This is a genomic window from Enterobacillus tribolii, assembly GCF_003363015.1.
Taxonomy (GTDB): domain Bacteria; phylum Pseudomonadota; class Gammaproteobacteria; order Enterobacterales; family Enterobacteriaceae; genus Enterobacillus; species Enterobacillus tribolii.
Genome location: NZ_QRAP01000006.1, coordinates 153,383 through 172,285, shown reverse-complemented (window position 1 = coordinate 172,285; position 18,903 = coordinate 153,383). Strand labels below are relative to the sequence as shown.

Annotated in this window: 21 protein-coding genes; 9 read left to right on the top strand and 12 right to left on the bottom strand. The window is 56.8% G+C overall.

Annotated elements, in window-relative coordinates; genetic code table 11:
* The first annotated feature begins 13 nt into the window (after positions 1–13).
* Both C8D90_RS13970 and C8D90_RS13965 read left to right on the top strand, forming a co-directional pair.
* Positions 14–556, top strand: a complete 543-nt coding sequence (locus tag C8D90_RS13970) for a type IV secretion protein Rhs (protein WP_115459066.1) — start codon at positions 14–16, stop codon at positions 554–556.
* A 2-nt stretch (positions 557–558) separates the two neighbouring features.
* Complete coding sequence (locus C8D90_RS13965) at positions 559–972, top strand: putative T6SS immunity periplasmic lipoprotein (protein ID WP_115459065.1); 414 nt, start codon at positions 559–561, stop codon at positions 970–972.
* A 120-nt stretch (positions 973–1,092) separates the two neighbouring features.
* Here the strand turns inward: C8D90_RS13965 and degP are convergent, their stop codons facing one another.
* The gene (degP, locus tag C8D90_RS13960) at positions 1,093–2,517 is read right to left on the bottom strand and encodes a serine endoprotease DegP (protein WP_115459064.1); all 1,425 of its coding nucleotides are present in this window, start codon (positions 2,515–2,517) and stop codon (positions 1,093–1,095) included.
* A 164-nt stretch (positions 2,518–2,681) separates the two neighbouring features.
* Positions 2,682–4,196: a dGTPase gene (dgt, locus tag C8D90_RS13955; RefSeq protein WP_115459063.1), complete on the bottom strand. Its 1,515-nt coding sequence runs from the start codon at positions 4,194–4,196 to the stop codon at positions 2,682–2,684.
* Between the two features lie 191 nt (positions 4,197–4,387).
* Between dgt and mtnN the strand changes: the two genes are divergently transcribed.
* The 4 genes from mtnN to C8D90_RS13935 all read left to right on the top strand — a co-directional run bounded on the left by mtnN (position 4,388) and on the right by C8D90_RS13935 (position 7,158).
* Positions 4,388–5,089: a 5'-methylthioadenosine/S-adenosylhomocysteine nucleosidase gene (mtnN, locus tag C8D90_RS13950; RefSeq protein ID WP_115459062.1), complete on the top strand. Its 702-nt coding sequence runs from the start codon at positions 4,388–4,390 to the stop codon at positions 5,087–5,089.
* 115 nt (positions 5,090–5,204) lie between these two features.
* On the top strand, positions 5,205–6,038 hold the full coding sequence (gene btuF, locus C8D90_RS13945; protein ID WP_115459061.1) for a vitamin B12 ABC transporter substrate-binding protein BtuF: 834 nt from the start codon (positions 5,205–5,207) through the stop codon (positions 6,036–6,038).
* Positions 6,038–6,652 (top strand): TRIC cation channel family protein, encoded by a 615-nt coding sequence (locus tag C8D90_RS13940; protein ID WP_115459060.1) that lies wholly within the window; start codon positions 6,038–6,040, stop codon positions 6,650–6,652. The genes btuF and C8D90_RS13940 overlap by 1 nt, the downstream gene beginning before the upstream one ends.
* A 101-nt stretch (positions 6,653–6,753) precedes the next feature.
* The gene (locus C8D90_RS13935) at positions 6,754–7,158 is read left to right on the top strand and encodes a VOC family protein (RefSeq protein ID WP_115459059.1); all 405 of its coding nucleotides are present in this window, start codon (positions 6,754–6,756) and stop codon (positions 7,156–7,158) included.
* A gap of 57 nt (positions 7,159–7,215) precedes the next feature.
* Here C8D90_RS13935 and erpA read toward each other — a convergent pair whose 3' ends face one another.
* Positions 7,216–7,560 (bottom strand): iron-sulfur cluster insertion protein ErpA, encoded by a 345-nt coding sequence (gene erpA, locus C8D90_RS13930; protein WP_115459058.1) that lies wholly within the window; start codon positions 7,558–7,560, stop codon positions 7,216–7,218.
* Positions 7,561–7,671: 111 nt separating this feature from the next.
* On the bottom strand, positions 7,672–9,099 hold the full coding sequence (gene clcA / locus C8D90_RS13925; protein ID WP_115459227.1) for a H(+)/Cl(-) exchange transporter ClcA: 1,428 nt from the start codon (positions 9,097–9,099) through the stop codon (positions 7,672–7,674).
* 167 nt (positions 9,100–9,266) lie between these two features.
* On the opposite strand from clcA, the gene hemL reads away from it, so the two are divergent.
* Positions 9,267–10,550 carry a glutamate-1-semialdehyde 2,1-aminomutase gene (gene hemL / locus C8D90_RS13920; RefSeq protein WP_115459057.1) on the top strand — a complete coding sequence of 428 codons (1,284 nt, stop codon included), beginning with the start codon at positions 9,267–9,269 and terminating at the stop codon, positions 10,548–10,550.
* Between the two features lie 119 nt (positions 10,551–10,669).
* A complete protein-coding gene (locus C8D90_RS13915) occupies positions 10,670–11,302 on the top strand; it encodes a LysE family transporter (RefSeq protein ID WP_115459056.1) in 633 nt (210 codons plus the stop codon).
* A 46-nt stretch (positions 11,303–11,348) separates the two neighbouring features.
* On the opposite strand, the gene C8D90_RS13910 is transcribed toward C8D90_RS13915, so the two are convergent.
* The 4 genes from C8D90_RS13910 to C8D90_RS13895 form a co-directional block, all read right to left on the bottom strand.
* Positions 11,349–11,888: a hypothetical protein gene (locus tag C8D90_RS13910; protein WP_115459055.1), complete on the bottom strand. Its 540-nt coding sequence runs from the start codon at positions 11,886–11,888 to the stop codon at positions 11,349–11,351.
* A 73-nt stretch (positions 11,889–11,961) separates the two neighbouring features.
* A complete protein-coding gene (locus C8D90_RS13905) occupies positions 11,962–12,738 on the bottom strand; it encodes a TIGR03915 family putative DNA repair protein (RefSeq protein WP_115459054.1) in 777 nt (258 codons plus the stop codon).
* Positions 12,735–14,006 (bottom strand): putative DNA modification/repair radical SAM protein, encoded by a 1,272-nt coding sequence (locus C8D90_RS13900; protein ID WP_115459053.1) that lies wholly within the window; start codon positions 14,004–14,006, stop codon positions 12,735–12,737. Before C8D90_RS13900 ends, C8D90_RS13905 begins: the two co-directional genes overlap by 4 nt.
* Positions 14,007–14,137: 131 nt before the next feature.
* On the bottom strand, positions 14,138–14,563 hold the full coding sequence (locus C8D90_RS13895) for a hypothetical protein (protein ID WP_115459052.1): 426 nt from the start codon (positions 14,561–14,563) through the stop codon (positions 14,138–14,140).
* Between the two features lie 307 nt (positions 14,564–14,870).
* Here C8D90_RS13895 and C8D90_RS13890 point away from each other — a divergent pair, with 307 nt between their 5' ends.
* A complete protein-coding gene (locus tag C8D90_RS13890) occupies positions 14,871–15,608 on the top strand; it encodes a class I SAM-dependent methyltransferase (protein WP_115459051.1) in 738 nt (245 codons plus the stop codon).
* Between the two features lie 69 nt (positions 15,609–15,677).
* On the opposite strand, the gene hpaX is transcribed toward C8D90_RS13890, so the two are convergent.
* From hpaX to C8D90_RS13870, 4 genes are all read right to left on the bottom strand, one after another.
* On the bottom strand, positions 15,678–17,066 hold the full coding sequence (gene hpaX, locus C8D90_RS13885) for a 4-hydroxyphenylacetate permease (RefSeq protein WP_115459050.1): 1,389 nt from the start codon (positions 17,064–17,066) through the stop codon (positions 15,678–15,680).
* Between the two features lie 318 nt (positions 17,067–17,384).
* Positions 17,385–17,696: a c-type cytochrome gene (locus C8D90_RS13880; protein WP_115459049.1), complete on the bottom strand. Its 312-nt coding sequence runs from the start codon at positions 17,694–17,696 to the stop codon at positions 17,385–17,387.
* A complete protein-coding gene (locus tag C8D90_RS13875) occupies positions 17,693–18,199 on the bottom strand; it encodes a TlpA family protein disulfide reductase (protein WP_115459048.1) in 507 nt (168 codons plus the stop codon). Before C8D90_RS13875 ends, C8D90_RS13880 begins: the two co-directional genes overlap by 4 nt.
* Positions 18,189–18,902, bottom strand: a complete 714-nt coding sequence (locus tag C8D90_RS13870; RefSeq protein ID WP_115459226.1) for an ABC transporter ATP-binding protein — start codon at positions 18,900–18,902, stop codon at positions 18,189–18,191. The genes C8D90_RS13875 and C8D90_RS13870 overlap by 11 nt, the downstream gene beginning before the upstream one ends.
* Between the last annotated feature and the right edge of the window lies 1 nt (position 18,903).

Sequence of the window (18,903 nt, the reverse complement as noted above, 5' to 3'; positions counted from 1 at the left end):
AAGGGATGTTTTGATGGGACAACAACACAAGGAAGGAACAGTACGGCCGCTAACTATTGGTGAGATAGAAATGGCAAGGGAGCTATACGGAAATACGATCAATTATAAGAAAGTTGTTGTGCATTGCGACAGTTATTTCCCTTTTGGGGCACAATCTAAAGACACAGCAATGGCACCCAATGGTGAGTTGTGGTTCAGGAGTGAAAGATACCAACCCGACTTCTCAGCAGCTACCATCGGCAGCAGACACACATTCGTCCATGAAATGGCCCATGTATGGCAACGTGAGAGGGGGATGTGGGTTCGTACCCGCGGACTCTTTAGTGGTGTAGTTGATTATCGCTATCGCCTGGATGGCAAGAAAAAGTTGAAAGATTACGGAATGGAACAACAAGCTTCTATTATCGCTGATTACTGGCTATGGAAAAAACACGGAAATAAAGAATGGTTAGATTTTGCCAAACTCAGGATAGTCCGATTTTTAGGCGTTAGTGATAAAAATACTTTTGAGCTGTATGAGTATACGCTTTCTGATTTTTTTAAACAGCGAGGCTGACAATGAGAAAAAATTTATTTATGAGTCTGCTAGCTTTTTCCCTTGCGGGTTGTGGTATGCATACTAATGACCCAAGTCCGCCTCAGCTTAAATCGTCTGTAACCATAGTTAATAATAGTGTTTGTATTAAGGTTCAGCCAGAAGAGGATGAGCAGATAGCGACAATCAGTATTGGTGAAGTTGGTAATGATAAAAATAGTTCGTATAAACATAATCTAGGTATGCCGGTCTCTTCTGATGAGTGTGTATCAGACTTTGGCTATAAGTTTGAAGCCAGTAAGTCATACCATTTTATGGTCATCCTTGAGTCACCATCAAAAAATAGACAGGGGATTATACCGATGGTGAGAATGTTTAACGCAACTTTTACTCTGAAAAGCAATAACGGAAAGCTGGAAGCAACCACCCCATACTAACTTTTTATAAGTAGCAGAAAACAAAATCTCCCCATTGATTATGTTTTTTATCGAATTATCCCACCCATAAAAAAACCGCCCCGAAGGGCGGCCTGCTGCTTCTCTTCCCGCTACAGGAGATTACTGCATCAGCAGATAAATCGAGTTGTCGCCACGGCGAATATTCAGCGCCAGCACCGGCGGTTTGGAGTCCAGGATCTTGCGCAGTTCGCCCAGGTTCTCAACCGGTTGCTGGTTCACGCCGAGAATAATATCCCCTTTCTGCAAACCGATACGGGCAGCGGCGGAGCCTTTCTTCACTTCGTCCACTTTCACGCCTTTCTGGCCTTCCGCGGCATAGTTGCTCAGATCCGCGCCTTCAATACCGGAGAAGATATTGCCGGAGGAAACCTGCGACTGCTGGCTTTGCTCCAGATTAGCTTCCACGTTCATCGGCTTGCCGTCGCGAATGATGCCCAGCGCCAGCTTGCTGCCGACCGGCATAGTGCCGATCTCTGCACGGAAGGAGGCGAAGCTGGAAATCGACTTGCCGTTCAGGGAAACAATCACGTCGCCGGCCTTCAGGCCCGCCTTGGCAGCGGCAGACTTCGGCACCACCTGACTGATGAACGCGCCGCGCTGAGCGTCAATCTTCATCGCTTTCGCCAGCTCGGAGTTCAGCTCGGTGCCCATAATGCCCAGTTCACCACGTTTAACCTGACCGAACTCCACCATCTGCGCCGTCAGGTTTTTCACCATGCTGCTGGGAATAGCAAAGCCGATACCGATGTTACCGCCGTCCGGCGCCAGGATCGCAGTGTTGATGCCGATCAGCTCGCCGTTCAGGTTGACCAGCGCGCCGCCGGAGTTACCGCGGTTAATCGCCGCATCGGTCTGGATAAAGTTTTCATAGTTCTCCACGTTCAGGCCGCTGCGGCCCAGTGCGGAAACAATACCGGAGGTCACGGTTTCGCCCAGCCCGTACGGGTTGCCGATCGCCACCGTGTAGTCACCCACGCGCAATTGGTCGGAGTCCGCCATCTTGATTGCGCTCAGGTTCTTGGCATCTTTCAGCTGGATCAGCGCAATGTCGGTACGCGGATCGGTACCGATGGTTTTCGCTTCGAATTTACGTCCGTCGCTCAGTACCACCTGAATAGTGTCGGCATTTTCTACCACGTGATTGTTCGTCACCACGTAGCCTTTCTCCGCATTGATGATCACCCCGGATCCCAATGCCTTAAATTTCTCTTTGGCTGGCGCTCCGCCGCCACCGCCCTGACACAGCGGAGAACCGCTGAACGGTGAACCCTGCTGGCAGAACGGAGAGTCGTCGCCGAAGAATTGCTGGAACTGCTGAGGCATACGGTTATTGACCGCCGCACTTCCTTCAACGTTGATGCTCACTACGGAAGGCATCACTTTCTCCAGCATCGGCGCCAGGCTCGGTAGCTGCTGCGCGGCGCCGGTCGCCGACGCGGTTTCCGCCGCATTCGCCGCCACAGGTCCCATCGCCAGACTTAAACTCAATGCAACTGCACTCAATACCAACGCAGATTTTTTCATAGCTCGTCTTTCTCTCAAGAACATAAAACGGTTTGTTGCGCGTCACCCGTCATATACGGTGACTTCGTAACTACTCAGATACGCAGAATTTTGTGAAGTTCACCGCATCACGGTAAGGGAAGCGTAAAAATTTATAGCCGTTCTTTACAAAACTCAACGAAACCTTATTCCGCCGCCATCAACCGACGATATTCATCATACGCGTAGAGGTCGGTCATGCCGCTGATGTAGTCCTGAATCAGGCGGGCGCGATAGTAATATTCGCGGATCTCCTGCTGCTGAGCGGACAAATGGCGCAGCCCCTCAATGGCGCCATTATAGGCAAGGCGATGCTTACGCGAGAGTTTATGAAACAGGCGGGTTTCTATCGGATATCCGCGATGGCGATCATCCTCAACCAACTGACGAAAATCCGCCAGGGGCATCGCCAGCAGCGGGCTGTAGATATCCAGCAGGCCGCCGATAACCCGGTATCCCTGTAACTCCAGTTCCTCAACCTCAGGGTGGTTAAACACCTGCCTGAACGCCACCTCTTTGAAAGTTTGCAGCAAGCGGTTAGGCTGCTCCTGCCCTTCAAGCAGCGCCTGATTAAAGCTGCCTTCAACAATCTGCGGTAAATGTTGAACGAAACGTTTTGCCGCATGAGGAACCAGGTTCTTCATCACATTAACCCGCAGGTACATGAAGAAAACGTCGTCCTCGCTGCGCCGGCCGTAACGGCGCTCCCGCTGATTATAGGCATCCATCACGGTGGTATCGAACAAATCCCCTTCCGTCACTTCGCCCCACTCCTGCTCCAGGCAAGCGCGCAGTTGCTCCACGGTGAGAATATTTTTCTCAACGGCATCTTCAAGATCGGCAACACAATAGGAGATATCGTCCGCCGCTTCCATAATGTAAGTCAGCGGATAACGATGAAATTCCGCCATGCCCAGTTCGTTACGCAGCTTGTGGACAAAGGCTTCCTCCGACAAATAATAGCCGGGTTTCTTCATCAGATAGTCGTACCCGTCCGGCAAATCCCCCTGCCAGTATGCGGGACGGGTATATTTCAGTACGCAGGCGATTTGCGCATACGTCAGGTTCAGTTTCAGCAGCGAATGCAGCAGACGGATAGTTTGGGCGTTGCCTTCGAAATGACACAGATCGATGCAGATACGGTTACGCAGCGTATTCACCGCGTCATCGCCATCAGGATCGCGGCGCAGAAAGGCAACCTGACATTGTTCATTATTACGCGCACGATCGCCGAGGTTCACCCCCAAATGACGACAAAACCAGTCATTGATCGCCGCTTCGCCGAAATGACCGAAAGGCGGATTACCGACATCATGCATCAGGCAGGCCATTTCGACGATGCTTTCAAACGGGTCAAGGAAGCCGGCCAGCCCCAGCTCTTCCAGGCGGTTCTGACGTTTCAGGCGATGAATGATCTCTTTCGCGATCCCCCGCCCGACCTGCTGCACTTCCAGGGAGTGCGTCAGCCGGCTGCGCACTGCGGCATTGCGCTCCAGGGGAAAGACCTGCGTTTTCTGCTGTAAGCGGCGAATGGGGGCGGAATTAATGATGCGTCCGCGGTCGCTCTCGAACTGGCGAACGATATGGTATTCATCCTCCGTCTGGAACGGCGCGCTGTAGAAACGCTGATAGTTAAATTTGCTCCCGAAATTCACCGTCATGTCATCCCTCTGTCGAATGTGATTCCGCGCCGGGCCGGAGCCGGATCGCGGACAATTTACCGGCGATATCGTTACGGCTCACGAATTCCGTAACATCCGCACGATAGCACGCTTCTCACGCCCTCTCCATGATAGACTACGCGACGGATCTGTCGATCTGCGTATCATCTCACTTAACCACGGGTATCATCATGAAAGTAGGCATTATCGGCGCAATGGAGCAGGAAGTGACGCTGCTGCGCGATCGGATAGAGAACCGCCAGACGCTGAAACGCGCCGGTTGTGAAATTTACAGCGGAACCCTGAACGGCGTGGACATCGCCCTGCTGAAGTCGGGAATCGGTAAAGTGTCCGCCGCAATGGGAACCACGCTGCTGCTGGAACATTGCCGTCCGGACGTCGTTATCAATACCGGTTCCGCCGGCGGCCTGGCCGCAACGCTGAAAGTCGGCGATATCGTGGTGTCCGACGAAGTGCGTTATCACGACGCCGACGTCACGGCGTTCGGCTACGAGCCGGGCCAGATGGCCGGCTGCCCCGCCGCATTCGCCGCCGACCCCGCGCTCATCGCCCTGGCAGAACGCTGCATCAGCCAGCTCGGCCTTAACGCCGTACGTGGCCTGGTGTGCAGCGGCGATGCCTTTATCAACGGCGCCGAACCGCTGGCACGCATCCGCCATACCTTCCCGTCCGTCGCCGCGGTCGAGATGGAAGCCGCGGCCATCGGCCACGTCTGTCATGCATTCGGCGTTCCTTTCGTCGTCGTGCGCGCCATCTCCGACGTCGCGGACAAAGAGTCGCACCTGAGCTTTGATGAGTTTCTGGCCGTAGCGGCCAAACAGTCGACCCTGATGGTGGAGACCATGCTGCGCGAACTGGCTTCCGGCGCCTGACCCCGGTAATTTAAAAGGACTTTGCCGGCCTGCGGGCCGGCTGATAATAATAATGATCGTAATAATATTGAGAACCTTCCGTTCGGCTATAACGGCATTGCAAGCGATTTACACCATGAGAACCAGGAACATTACTGCGCATTTACTCTGTATCTGTGCCCTGCTGCTGAGTCAGCCGCTGTCGGCCGCCGTCCAGCGCGTCATCAGCCTCGCTCCGCATACCACGGAGCTGGCCTATGCCGCCGGGCTGGGCGGGAGCATGATCGCCGCCAGCGCTTACTCCGACTACCCGCCTGAAGCCAAACAGCTGGAACAGGTGGCGTCCTGGCAAGGGATTAACCTTGAACGCCTGCTGGCACTGAAGCCCGATCTGGTGCTGGCCTGGCGCGGCGGCAACCCGCAGCGGGTTTTGGATCAGATCGCCGCCCTTGGAATTCCCATTTTTTATTCCGATCCCCGCTATATCGACGACATTGCCGACGATCTGGAAAACCTGGCGCAATACAGCCCGCATCCGGAAATGGCGAAGAATGCCGCGCACGAACTACGCGCGGAGGTCGCCAGGCTGAAACAGCGCTATACCACCGTTCACCCGGTGCGGGTATTCATGCAGTTCGGCACCCAGCCGTTATTCACCGCATCTAAGAACACGCTGCAGAGCGATGTGCTGGCACTGTGCGGCGCTACCAACGTTTTCGCCGACAGCCCGGCGCCCTGGCCTCAGGTCAGTCGTGAACAGGTGCTGATGCGTAAACCGCAGGCCATCGTTATCGCCGGGGATGAGAAACAAACAGGCAACGTCATAAAATTCTGGTCACCTCAGATGAAGGTGCCCGTTATCGCTGTTCCCGAAGACTGGCTGAACCGCAGCGGCCCACGCATCGTCCTGGCAGCACGGCAGCTATGTCATCAGTTATCACAGGTTACCCTGCCTCCGGAGTCCCACTGATGTTGGTGTATTGGTTAGATATTTTAGGAACCATTGTTTTCGCCGTTTCCGGCGTTCTGCTGGCCGGCAAGCTGCGCATGGATCCATTCGGCGTACTGGTATTGGGCGTAGTTACGGCCGTGGGCGGCGGCACCATCCGCGATATGGCGCTGGATGCCGGCCCGGTATTCTGGGTGAAAGATCCGACCGATCTGGTGGTAGCGATGGTTACCTGCATGATAACCATCATATTGGTGCGCCAGCCGCGCCGGCTGCCGAAGTGGATCCTGCCGGTGCTGGACGCCGTGGGCCTGGCGGTGTTCGTCGGCATCGGCGTGAATAAAGCCTTCGCCAGCGGCGCCGGGCCGCTGGTGGCCGTCTGCATGGGCGTCATGACCGGCGTCGGCGGCGGCATCATCCGCGACGTACTGGCGCGCGAGATCCCGATGATCCTGCGGACCGAAGTTTACGCCACCGCCTGCATCATCGGCGGAATGGTGCACGTCACCGCGTATTCTACGTTTGGTATGCCGCTCCAGCAGGCGATGATGCTGGGCATGATGATCACGCTTGGCATTCGCCTCGCCGCCATTCGCTGGCATCTGAAACTGCCGACCTTCACCCTGGAAAACTAGGACATGGCAGCCGGGGATAATCGCCGCTACACTTGAGTGTTGTGGCGATTTTTTGTACACGCCATCGACCCATAGGTACAATCCCCGCGAGGCACACTGCCATGCAAATTCAACCCTACATTTTTTTCTACGGTAACTGCGAAGAGGCACTGAATTTCTACCACACCGCCCTGGGTGGCGAAATCATTCAACTGATGCGCGTCAGCGAAGCGCCGGAAAACGCACAGTGCCCGATGACCGATCCTGACAAAATCCTGCATGCCGCCATCCGGCTCGGCAGCAGCATTCTGATGATGAGCGATGGGCTGAGCGCCCCGCCGCCGCCCGTCGCTACCTATTCTCTCAGCCTTATCGCCCCGACGGTGACACAGGGCGAAACCTGGTTTCGTCAACTATCGGAAGGCGGCGACGTCACCATGCCGTTTGGTAAAACATTTTGGTCGCCGGGCTTCGGCATGCTGGCGGATAAATTCGGCATCCGCTGGATGGTTAACACGGAAGCCTGAAATGACGAAAGCCCGTTTCAGACGGGCTTTCGTATCAGCACAAGTGGCAGGGCGGGATCAAATACTGAACGAGGAACCGCAGCCGCAGGTGGTTTTCGCGTTCGGGTTATTCACCACAAAACGGGAGCCTTCCAGCCCTTCGGTATAATCGACGGAACCACCGACCAGATATTGCAGGCTCATCGGATCAACCACCAGCGTCACGCCCTGTTTTTCAATGGTCATGTCGCCGTCATTCACCTTATCGTCAAAGGTAAATCCGTACTGAAACCCGCTGCATCCGCCGCCGGTAATATATACGCGCAGCTTCAGATCCGGGTTTTCTTCATCCGCGATCAGGTGCTTCACCTTGCTTGCCGCGGCGTCGGTAAATTGCAGGGGCAGCGCTGTTTCTTCACTCATTTTGTCACTCCAACCAGTATTCAACATCACAGTGCCGGCAGATTCGGGTGCGGGGCATTGTGATCAATGGAACCAATTATCTAATACCTGAGTAAATCGTTCAAGTATTCATCACGCGCCAGACAGTTCTTTTCCCTCCCTGGCCGCCTGTTCCGCTGCCTGTTTTTCCTGCTCCTGCCGTTTCAGGGTGCATTCCAGAATACTCGAATACAAAGGTTTTCCCCCCAAAAACTGAGCCAATAGTGTAGCGCCAAGACAGGTAATGATCATCGGCAAAATAAGCTGATAGTTATCGGTCATTTCCAGCACCAGCACGATGCCGGTCAATGGCGCGCGCACCGTGGCGGCGAACAGCGCCCCCATCCCCGCGATGGCGAACGTGCCGGGATCGATGCCGTATTGCGGGAAATAATGCGCGGCGGCCGTACCGAACGCCGTACCCAGCAGGGTGCCGAGCGCCAGCATCGGCGCGAAAATCCCGCCCGGCGCGCCGGAACCAAAACACAGCAGCGTCGTCACCACCCGCGCGATAAAAATAAACAACAGCATGCCGAAAGTGTAGTTGCCTGCCGCCGCAATCGGGATCAGGGCGAAACCGCCGCCGGCCGCTTCCTGCTGAATCAGCCCGAGGATGCCGCACAGGCCGCCCAAAACCCCGCCGGTCAACACCATTTTACGCCAGTCATTGCCGTAAAAACGCCGGAACAGGGCCTGAGAACCGAGCACGCCGCGGTTGAACAAAACGCCCACCACGCCGAACACCATCCCCAGCATCAGATAAAGCCACAGCGTATTCAGCCCGGCGCTGCCCAGTTTGCCCACCTCAATCACCGCATGTTCGCCGTTAAAACAGCGAAAGACGATGCTCGACATAATGACGCCGATAAACACCGCCTTCACCGAGATCAGGTTATAGCGAAACTGTGAACGCATCTCTTCCAGAATAAACAAAATGCCCGCCAGCGGCGCGTTAAACGCCGCGGCCAGCCCCGCCGCCGCCCCGGTTGCCAGCAGGGTATGACGGGCTTCCGCGCCGCGCGCGCGGCACAGGTCGAGTACCATACGCCCGACGTTCCCGCCCATCTGTACCGTCGGCCCTTCGCGGCCAAGCACCATGCCGGCGCCCAGCGTCCCCAGGCCGCCGAAAAATTTCACCGGGATCACCCGCCACCAGCGCACCGGCCGCAGCTCATCCAGCCCGCCTTCAATTTCAGGGATCCCCGAACCGCCGGCTTCCGGGGCAAAGCGACGTACCAGGTAGTAGCCGAACATCGCCAATAACGCGGATAAAATAAACGCCAGCGGCCAAACGAGGATCCAGTCGTCCGCCACCTGCGCCAGCGTATACAGCCGTTGCTGCTGAACCCAGTCCACGCCGCGCTCGAAAGCAACGCCGAGCAGACCGGCCAGCGTACCGACCAGAGCGGCCATAATAAGGATCGCCACCGGCGTTTTATCGCGGCGGATCAGTTGCAGCACCACGTCGCTGCGGCGCAGGCGTTCAGAAGAAGGCAGAGAAGTTTGTCGTTCCGGATGCATTGTCATGAAAGGATGTCAGGCCATTAATCACAAAAACGGCAGCTATTCTACTCCGCCGGCGGTTCGCTGTCCCGGTTCCGTACGCACGCCGGTTTCACCTGCGGGGCGACTTCATTTAGAATAGCGACGTTCTTAAATCCCCTACAGCATAGTTCAGGAGTGAATTCATGAGTAAATCGGAGAGTCTGTACGCTCAGGCTAAAGAGTTAATTCCGGGTGGTGTTAACTCACCGGTGCGCGCATTCACCGGCGTTGGCGGCGTGCCGTTGTTTATCGAGCGGGCGGACGGCGCTTATCTGTACGATGCTGACGGTAAGGCTTACATCGACTACGTCGGTTCCTGGGGGCCGATGGTGCTGGGCCACAATCATCCGGCGATCCGCGACGCCGTGCTGGCTGCCGTAGAGCGCGGACTGAGCTTCGGCGCGCCCACCGAGATGGAAGTCAAAATGGCTCAGTTGGTCACCGATCTGGTGGACAGCATGGACATGGTGCGCATGGTCAACTCCGGCACCGAAGCCACCATGAGCGCCATTCGCCTGGCGCGCGGCTTTACCCACCGGGACAAAATCATCAAGTTCGAAGGCTGTTACCACGGTCATGCCGACCACCTGCTGGTGAAAGCCGGCTCCGGCGCGCTGACGCTGGGCCAGCCCAACTCACCGGGCGTGCCGGCGGACTTCGCCAAGCATACCCTGACCTGTACCTATAACGATCTGGACTCCGTACGTCAGGCGTTTGAGCAATATCCGTCTGAAATCGCCTGCATTATCGTCGAGCCGGTCGCCGGCAACATGAACTGCATTCCGCCGCAGCCGGACTTCCTGCCCGGCCTGCGCGCGCTGTGCGATAAATATGGCGCGTTGCTGATCATCGACGAAGTCATGACCGGCTTCCGCGTGGCGCTGGGCGGCGCGCAGGAGTACTACGGCGTAATACCGGATCTGACCTGTCTGGGCAAGATCATCGGCGGCGGCATGCCCGTCGGCGCATTCGGCGGCCGTCGCGACGTGATGGAAGCCCTGGCCCCGACCGGCCCGGTTTATCAGGCCGGCACCCTGTCCGGCAACCCGGTGGCGATGGCCGCCGGCTATGCCTGTCTGACGGAAATCTCCCAGCCGGGCATCTATTCTCATCTGACCGAACTGACCGACATGCTGGCCGATGGCCTGTTACAGGCCGCGAAAACCGAAGGCGTTCCGCTGGTCGTGAACCACGTCGGCGGTATGTTCGGCCTCTTCTTTACCGACCAACCTACCGTGACCTGCTATCAGGACGTGGTGAAGTGTGACGTTGAACGCTTTAAGCGTTTCTTCCACCTGATGCTGGGAGAAGGCGTTTATCTGGCGCCTTCCGCGTTTGAGGCTGGCTTTATGTCCCTGGCACACACGGCAGAAGACATTCAGCGCACTATCGACGCCGCCCGCCGCTGCTTTATCAAACTGAAGTAATGCCTACTCTTCTCCGGCGCCCTTCGTGGCGCCGTTTTTTTGATTCCGCTCGCATCACCGCTGCTCCGCAGTCAATATGATTGACGTTAATTCAAGGTAATACCAAAGGACACCTCCCTATGGACCCCCTGCATGCGGTAACCCTGACAATAGGCCTGTTCGTGCTTACTTTTCTCAACCCCGGCGCCAACCTGTTCGTGGTGGTGCAAACCAGCCTGGCCTCCGGGCGGCGCGCCGGCGTCATCACCGGCCTGGGGGTAGCGCTGGGCGACGCGCTTTATTCAGGGTTGGGGCTGTTCGGCATGGCGACGTTGATCACCCAATGCGAAGGGGTTTTCTCCGTCATCAAAATCGCCGGCGGCGCTTACCTGCTCTGGTTTGCCTATAACAGCATGCATAAACAGGCAACGCCGCAGTCCCCGACGTTGCAACAGCCGCTTTCTGCGCCGTGGTACGTTTTCTTCCGGCGCGGGCTGATCACCGATCTCTCTAATCCTCAAACCGTGCTGTTTTTTGTCAGTATTTTCTCCGTCACCCTGAGCGTGGATACGCCTACCTGGGCCAGGCTGGCGGCCTGGGCAGGTATCGTACTCAGCTCGGTGATCTGGCGTATCTTTCTCAGCCAGGCGTTTTCCCTGCCGGCGGTACGGCGTTCCTACGCCAGCGTGCAGCGTATTGCCAGCCGGGTCATCGGCGTGGTGATCGGCGCATTTGCGCTAAAGTTGATTTATGAAGGCGTGAGCAGACGTTAAGGGGAAGGCGTTCCCCTTGCGGACACGGCAAGGGGAACAGAATTTATCAGGGTTGTTTCGGTGTTTCGCCGGCTTTGACCGCCGGCAGGGGAATATCCATACCGTAAATCCGCAGCGTTACCGGCGTATCTTCCTGCTGCGCGAACACAAAACGTTCGCGTATCGCCGCATTTTCCGGCACCGTTACGTCCGGATGCGGCATTTTCAGATAGGCGACGAAGCCCTCTTTATCCAGCAGTTGCAGCGATTTACGTTCCTGTAAGTTGGTCAAACGGACAATTTTGTCCGTTTCGTTACGCAGCGCCAGCGTAATCCGGTATTCCTGCTCGCCGATCTTTTCCACCGTACTGGCAGAAATGCCGAGGTACTTTTTCAGGCTGTCGCGATCGTTAACGAGGATGGCGCCGTCCACGCTGTCGCCGCTCTTGCGGCCGTCATCCATGCCGTCCTTGGCACCGCTGATCATATCTTTTCCGGCAGAAATGATGCCGGAAACGGTGCTTTTAACGCCTTCTTTCAGTGCCCCTTCTTCCGCCTGAGCGGAAAATGCCGCCAGCAATCCTAACGCGATAACTATTTTTCTCATCTTGAAATCCCTTTATCCGTGATGCGGATAAGTTACCCAATAAGCACAGGAAAAGCGACTCACGCGTGCGGTTCTAAACGATGGCTTTGTCACGCATTTCCGGTAAATAACGCCAGAAACGTTTGGGCATAAACTGCCGCTGCTGACGCAGATTGGTACGTTCCTTAATGCTCAGCGCCTTAAAATAGCTGCGCCACAGCGCCTCAAACCGCGCGTCATCCTGCGCCAGCAAATCAGCGTTGAGCCGGCCGTTGGTCATCGTTTCTTCCTGATCCAGAACGATCTCCTCCACGCTGTGCAGGTTGTAATAAAAACCGTAGCCGCGGTTGCCGTCATAGATCGCCCATTGCTGATCGGCGAAACGATCGCGGAAGTGGGCGATCGCCAGCGGCAACACGTTGTACTGCGGAAATACTGCGGCAAAGTAGATGCCGTCGCGCGTCTTTTGAAAACGCACAAACTGTTTGATGAACATCTGATCTTTGCTGACTTTGCGCGCCGTTTTAAACATCTGCGTCACGTCGTCGTCGGCGAAGTGGGTTTCTATCGAACGGGGGGAATCCACCACCTTACGGATATAACGAAAAATCAGCATATCCGCCCCCGGTTCCTCCGAGAGCCAGACGTACATGATGTGGTTCAGCGCCTGCCGCGACAGCTTTTTCTCCAGCGCCCGCCAAACCCGCTGCGCCTTTTCCCCGTCGGTCACCACCGTATGTACGACTTCAGCAAACATCGGCAGAATCGCGCCTTCGCCGTGCAAAGCCTGCGGATACAGCTTCAGACGATAAGCGTCGAACACCGCACACAGCAGCCCATCATAGGTGGCGTCGTAGCAGAAAACGTTCATCCCGCCGCACCGTCGCCGAAGCTGAACGCCAGCTGGCGTTCTTCCTTCGCCACCGCCGGTTTGTCGCGCAGCACGTTCGCCACGTATTCCGGCGTGGCTTCATGAATGGTATGCAGCGGCAGTTCATGACAGGTAATGAAATAGCGGGCGCGCTTGAGCACCACGCCGATTTTCTTTAATCCGTCGCTGTTCAGGCGTCCGTGTCGCCGGGCGCTGACGATCATTTTCGCCGACTTCACGCCGATGCCGGGCACGCGCAGGATCGCGGCGTAGTCCGCCCGGTTAACGTCAACGGGGAAAAACTCAGGGTGGCGGATCGCCCAGGCCAGTTTGGGATCCATATCCAGATCGAGATACGGATGCTGTTCGTCGACGATCTCCCGCACGCCGAACTGGTAAAACCGCATCAGCCAGTCCGCCTGATAAAGCCGGTTCTCGCGCTTCAGCTCCGGCGCCTTGATGGCCGGCAGGCGTTTGTCGTAGGTGTTGACCGGAATGTAGCCCGAATAATAAACGCGCTTCATGCTCTGGCGCTGATACAGCGACGAAGAAAGCATCAGGATATCGCGATCGTTCTCCCCGCTGGCGCCGACGATCATCTGCGTGCTCTGTCCTGCCGGAGCAAAACGCGGCGCCGAGCGGAATTTGCGCCGTTCTTCCAGGCTTTGCACCATACCCTGCTGAATAAAATGCATCGGCCGGTAAACGCTTTGGTGATCTTTTTCCGGCGCCAGACGCTTTAGCTCCTGCTCGCCCGGAATTTCGATATTCACGCTGAGCCGATCGGCGTACTGCCCCGCCTGCAACACCAGCTCGCGGCTGGCGCCCGGAATGGTTTTCAGGTGGATGTAGCCGTTGAAGTGGTGATCCTGACGCAGCGATTTCACCACCCGCAGCATTTTTTCCATGGTGTGGTCGGGGCTTTTGATCACGCCCGAGCTGAGGAACAGCCCTTCAATGTAGTTGCGCCGGTAGAATTCGATGGTCAGCTCCACCAACTCCCCCGGCGTCAGCGCCACCCGCTCTACGTCGTTGCTGCGGCGGTTGATGCAATAAGCGCAGTCATACAGGCAGAAATTGGTCAGCATGATTTTCAGCAGGGAAACACAGCGGCCGTCTTCAGTAAAGCTGTGGCAGATCCCCCAGCCACTGGCATTGCCGAGGGTGCCGGGCTGGTTTTTCCGCGTCGTTCCGCTGGAGGAGCAGGAGATGTCATACTTCGCCGATTCGGCCAAAACCGTCAGCTTGTGCAGGATGTTCTCTTTCATGCGCCCTCCCGTTAACGATGATGATTAAATATACTGTATATAAAACCAGTATTCAATCTGATTATCATCGTCGTCAATCTGAGGCGGGGGGAGGATGCGGGGCGTGTCCCGGCCGGAGCCGGGAACCGGTATTACTTTTTCTTCTGGCTCAGCGGGTTATACACCGTATAGCTCGAGCAGGCGTATTCCTGGCCGTTCATGGTCAGGTGATAGAGATCGTTCCCCGGCGTTCCCGGATTGCCTGAGCGGATGCCGAAATTGACGCTGGCGCCGCTGGGGTCCGGTGTAAACGTCCGGGTGGCGGCGTCGTAATTCATCCGCACATATTTCACGGCCTCAGAGTGATCGTCAGTCCGCTTGGCCAGATAGATCGCCGGCGCCTGAGTCTCAGCATCCGGGATCTGCAACACCATGTTGTCATCCACATTAATCGTGCTGGTCTGAATTTTCATACCGTTGCAGGTGAGATACCCAACGGCCTCATAAGGGCCGATCATTTCCTTGGCCTGAACCGCGGCGGGAAGCAGAATTATCAACGCCAAAAGCGATTTTTTCATAGATGTGTTGTTACCCGATGTAGATAGTTGTCTGATGTTTGCATTGTTATACGCAGACCACCGGAAAGTCAGGAGGTTCAGTGTAAAAAATCGTAATATTCGTCCGGTTTTTATGCCTGAATCCTTCCCTTCGTGATCTGTTTCACACTTCATTCTGCCAGGGGGAAAGAGGGATAAATCAGCATCAGACCATCATAACCGGAAGTATCCGTTATTTTAGTGTGTCTGTTACCCTGGTTTCCCCGATTTTCCGTTCCTATAATGCGCCGGTGAGTAATACTCACACAGTAAACGACAAGGACTATGTATGACGCAAAATATTTACGATGACCCGGCCTTTTTCGCAGGTTACGCCCAGCTCAGCCGCTCAGTCGAGGGGCTGGACGGCGCGCCGGAGTGGGAAACCATCCGGGCGATTCTGCCGGACCTGAAGGGAAAGCAGGTGGTTGACCTCGGCTGCGGCTATGGCTGGTTCTGCCGCTACGCGCGCGAACAAGGGGCGGCCTCCGTGCTGGGCTTCGACGTCTCGCACAAAATGCTGGATAAAGCCCGCGCCATGACACAGGACGACGCCATCCGCTATCAGCAGCAGGATCTGGAAACGCTGCAACTTCCGGCGCAGGCTTATCACCTCGCCTACAGCTCGCTGACGCTGCATTACATCGTCGGGCTGGAGCGGCTGTTCGCGACAATTTACGATGCGCTGATTCCCGGCGGGCATTTCATTTTCACCGCAGAGCACCCGATCTACACCGCGCCAGCAGTGCAAGCGTGGCAGGTCACGGCAGACGGGCAAAAATCGTGGCCGGTCAACGGCTATCAGCGGGAAGGCGAACGTGTTTCCAACTGGCTGGCGGAAGGCGTGATCAAGCAGCACCGTATGCTGGGCACCTACCTTAACCTGCTGGTACGACAGGGTTTCTCCATACGCTACCTCAACGAATGGGGGCCATCGGCGCAGCAAATCGCCCGCAATCCTGCACTCGATGAAGAGAAAGAACGCCCGATGATCTTCATTATGGCGGCCCAGAAACCCCGCGCTTAAACCACGCGCTACCCTTCAATGATTCACTATCCGACACCGGGGAGGCTCCCTCCCCCGGATGCCGTCGCCTCAGGGCGTTGCCCGCGGCCGGCTGGCATTCATCGGAATACGCGCCACCACCAGCGCGCCCAGCACCAGGAACGCCGCCACCAGATAAAACCCGGCGTTAAAGCTGCCCGTCACGTCCTTAAGCCAACCGATCAACAACGGGCTGGCCGCCGAGCCTACGTTTCCCGTGGCGTTGATGACCGCGATGCCGACGGCACGCGCACGCAGGCTGATGGACTGATCCGGCGTGGTCCAGAAAATCGCCATCGCGGAAAAAGCCCCGGCGGAGGCCATGATCACCCCCAGCAATTGCAGCATGCTGTTGGGGCCGTGCGCGGCCAGGATCCATCCCGCAGCGGCCAGGAGATAAGGCAGCAGGGTGTGCATTTTGCGTTCCTGCAGGCGGTCCGAGCGCTTACTCCACCAGATCATGGCGACGATGGTGCAGGCATGCGGCACCGCGCTGAGAAAGCCAATCATGATGTTGCTGCTGCCTTCGTTGAAGCTTTTCAGGATCAGCGGCGTCCACACGCTCAGAGCGCTCAGGGTATTGCACAGGAAAAAGTAAGCCAGCGTGTACAGCATCACGGTCGGCGTGAAAATATCGCGCCATATGCCGCCGCTGTGCTGGAGCGCGCTGAGGCTGGCGCTGCCATGCGGCTGCACCAGGCTGAGCTTGTCCTTTTCCATCATCTCGTTCAGGCAGTCTTTATCGTCCTGCGTCAGCCATTTTGCTTTCTGCGGGCTGTCATCCAGGTAGAACCACACCACGATCCCCAGCAGTACCGAAGGAAAACCTTCCAGCAGGAACAGCCACTGCCAGCCCTTCAGCGACAGCAGGCCGTCCATGCTGAGGATATAGCCGGAAACCAGCGATCCCAGCATCATGGTGACCGGCATGGCGATCATGAACAACGCATTGGCCCGTGCCCGGTAGTAAGCGGGAAACCAATACGTCAGGTAAAGCAGCAGGCCGGGCAGAAAGCCCGCTTCGGCAATCCCGACCAGCATGCGCAGCACGTACAGGGTATTCGGACCGGTGGCGAACATCGTCGCCGTGGAGGCGATTCCCCAGATCACCATGATAACGGCGATCCAGCGGCGCGCGCCGACGATGCCCAGCATGATGTTGCTGGGAATGCCGAAAATGACGTACACCGCGTAGAACAGCGTGGTCGCCAGGCCGAACATGGTGCTGGTCAGGCCGAGATCCTGACTCATCGTAAGGCCGGCGAAGCCGATGTTGATGCGGTCCAGGAAAGAGAACACGAACAAAACAAAAAGGAACAGGATCAGGCGCCGGAACAACTTGTTAATCACCGCCTGTTCACGACGGTTCAGATGCGCGGCGTCGTCCGTCTGCGCGGCGGGCGGGGAATGCACCGGCCGGGCCGGAGTGTGATCGGTCATCGGGAGACTCTCCTCGGGTTCATCGGTATTGATAAAAGCGGACGTCAGTGTCCGTTATGCCGCGGATACCGCTGAAACCAGCAGGAGCGCCGGTATGTGTCGTTTTTATGCTGTGTTCAATCCGCCGTGCGGTATTTTTTATAAAGATATTCCTAAGGTTTGGGTATTTAAATTTACAATTTAGATACATTTTTGTAACGAGTGTATCATTTTTTGAATCATAACGGCGGGAAAGTATGTGGCAATGAGGTGCCGTTCGCCCGCCCTTCACCACTGCCCGTAAACAGAAGGGGCAGTGGCAGTCCGGCTGGCGTCGGATCAACGGGTTTTCAGGGTTTGGATGTAGGCGGCAAGTTGTTGAATATCTTCGTCAGTAAGCCGTTTTTTGGGCTGACTGCCCGCCCCCTGGATTTTCCCCGCGCGTCGCTCGGTAAGGGCTTCGGTGATTTGGCCTTCGTTCAGCGTGGTGAGCGCCCTGGCTTTGTTCAGCGCGGGTTTTTCACCGTAGCGACCGTGGCAGGAGGCGCAGTTGCGCTGGTAGAGGCTTTTAACGTTTTGCGCCGCCAGTACGTCGCCGGCCAGCATTAACAACAGCGGCAGGGCAAACGCGGCAATTCGTTTGGCATTCACGAGCGTTCACCCCGCGTACGTTCAAAAATCGCCGTCAGTTGCGCTTCTTTCATCATCCCGGTGTATTGGGCGACCAGCTTTCCGTCCGGAGCGATCAGAAAAGCGGTCGGCGTACCAATCACCTGATAGCGTTCCTGCGTGATCGCCAGTTGGTCGCGCACGTTGGGATACGTGACGTTCAGATCGCGCAGCTGTGCTTCAACGTTGTAATCCGTTTTATCGGTATTCACGCCGACCACCACCATGCTGTCGCTGAAGTCTTTACTCAACCTTTCCAGCACCGGCATTTCGGCCAGGCAGCCGCCACAGTTGGAGGCCCAGAAGTTGAGGTAAACGTATTTCCCCTTCCACTGTTCCAGCGTCGCCTGATTGCCTTGCAGATCATAAGCGGCCAGCGCCGGCGCCGGCGCGCCAACCTGTGCAGTTTCCTCTTTGCAGCCGCCGAGCAGCAGCACGGCGCCAAGCAGGGCGGGAAGCGCCCATGTAGCGATGTCAGGACGCATATTCTTCTCCGCGCAGGTTTACTTCTTCGTTCAGATACTTGCCGTGCTGGAGGCGGATAATCCGGTCGGTAAAGCGCCCCAGCTCCGGGTTGTGGGTCACCATCACGATGGTTGTCCCCTGTTTGTGCAGGTCCGTCAGCAATGCCAGCACCAGTTGTTCATTCTGCTCGTCGAGGTTTCCCGTTGGTTCGTCGGCGAAAATCACCGGCGGCTCGTTCACCAGCGCACGCGCGATGCACACCCGCTGCTGTTCCCCGCCGGAAAGCTGGCTCGGCAGGTGAGCGACGCGGTGCTCCAGCCCCACCTGCGCCAGTACGCGCCGCGCGGCCTCTTCGTCCACCACGCTGTGGTAGTGCTGCGCCAGCATGACGTTCTCCAGCGCGCTCAGAAACGGGATCAGGTGAAACTGCTGGAATACCAGGCCGATCTTGTCGGCGCGAAACGCCCGGCGGCCTTCTTCATCCAGCCGTGCGGCGTCAACGCCGTCCAGCAGAACCTGCCCTTCGCTGGCGGTATCCAGGCAGGTCAGGATATTCATCAGCGTGGTCTTGCCGGAGCCGGAAGCCCCCATGATGGCGACAAACTCGCCGCGCCGGATTTGAATGTTGATGTCGTCCAGCGCCACCACCTGGCCGAAACGCTTATACAGGTGCCGGGTTTCAATCACCCACGGCGATGACGGACTTTGCGGATTCGGTTGCATC

Coding starts and splice junctions, on each gene's coding strand:
- C8D90_RS13970 (WP_115459066.1), top strand. CDS start 14: ATGGGACAACAACACAAGGAAGGAACAGTACGGCCGCTAACTATTGGT.
- C8D90_RS13965 (WP_115459065.1), top strand. CDS start 559: ATGAGAAAAAATTTATTTATGAGTCTGCTAGCTTTTTCCCTTGCGGGT.
- degP (WP_115459064.1), bottom strand. CDS start 2,517: ATGAAAAAATCTGCGTTGGTATTGAGTGCAGTTGCATTGAGTTTAAGT.
- dgt (WP_115459063.1), bottom strand. CDS start 4,196: ATGACGGTGAATTTCGGGAGCAAATTTAACTATCAGCGTTTCTACAGC.
- mtnN (WP_115459062.1), top strand. CDS start 4,388: ATGAAAGTAGGCATTATCGGCGCAATGGAGCAGGAAGTGACGCTGCTG.
- btuF (WP_115459061.1), top strand. CDS start 5,205: ATGAGAACCAGGAACATTACTGCGCATTTACTCTGTATCTGTGCCCTG.
- C8D90_RS13940 (WP_115459060.1), top strand. CDS start 6,038: ATGTTGGTGTATTGGTTAGATATTTTAGGAACCATTGTTTTCGCCGTT.
- C8D90_RS13935 (WP_115459059.1), top strand. CDS start 6,754: ATGCAAATTCAACCCTACATTTTTTTCTACGGTAACTGCGAAGAGGCA.
- erpA (WP_115459058.1), bottom strand. CDS start 7,560: ATGAGTGAAGAAACAGCGCTGCCCCTGCAATTTACCGACGCCGCGGCA.
- clcA (WP_115459227.1), bottom strand. CDS start 9,099: ATGCATCCGGAACGACAAACTTCTCTGCCTTCTTCTGAACGCCTGCGC.
- hemL (WP_115459057.1), top strand. CDS start 9,267: ATGAGTAAATCGGAGAGTCTGTACGCTCAGGCTAAAGAGTTAATTCCG.
- C8D90_RS13915 (WP_115459056.1), top strand. CDS start 10,670: ATGGACCCCCTGCATGCGGTAACCCTGACAATAGGCCTGTTCGTGCTT.
- C8D90_RS13910 (WP_115459055.1), bottom strand. CDS start 11,888: ATGAGAAAAATAGTTATCGCGTTAGGATTGCTGGCGGCATTTTCCGCT.
- C8D90_RS13905 (WP_115459054.1), bottom strand. CDS start 12,738: ATGAACGTTTTCTGCTACGACGCCACCTATGATGGGCTGCTGTGTGCG.
- C8D90_RS13900 (WP_115459053.1), bottom strand. CDS start 14,006: ATGAAAGAGAACATCCTGCACAAGCTGACGGTTTTGGCCGAATCGGCG.
- C8D90_RS13895 (WP_115459052.1), bottom strand. CDS start 14,563: ATGAAAAAATCGCTTTTGGCGTTGATAATTCTGCTTCCCGCCGCGGTT.
- C8D90_RS13890 (WP_115459051.1), top strand. CDS start 14,871: ATGACGCAAAATATTTACGATGACCCGGCCTTTTTCGCAGGTTACGCC.
- hpaX (WP_115459050.1), bottom strand. CDS start 17,066: ATGACCGATCACACTCCGGCCCGGCCGGTGCATTCCCCGCCCGCCGCG.
- C8D90_RS13875 (WP_115459048.1), bottom strand. CDS start 18,199: ATGCGTCCTGACATCGCTACATGGGCGCTTCCCGCCCTGCTTGGCGCC.
- C8D90_RS13870 (WP_115459226.1), bottom strand. CDS start 18,902: ATGCAACCGAATCCGCAAAGTCCGTCATCGCCGTGGGTGATTGAAACC.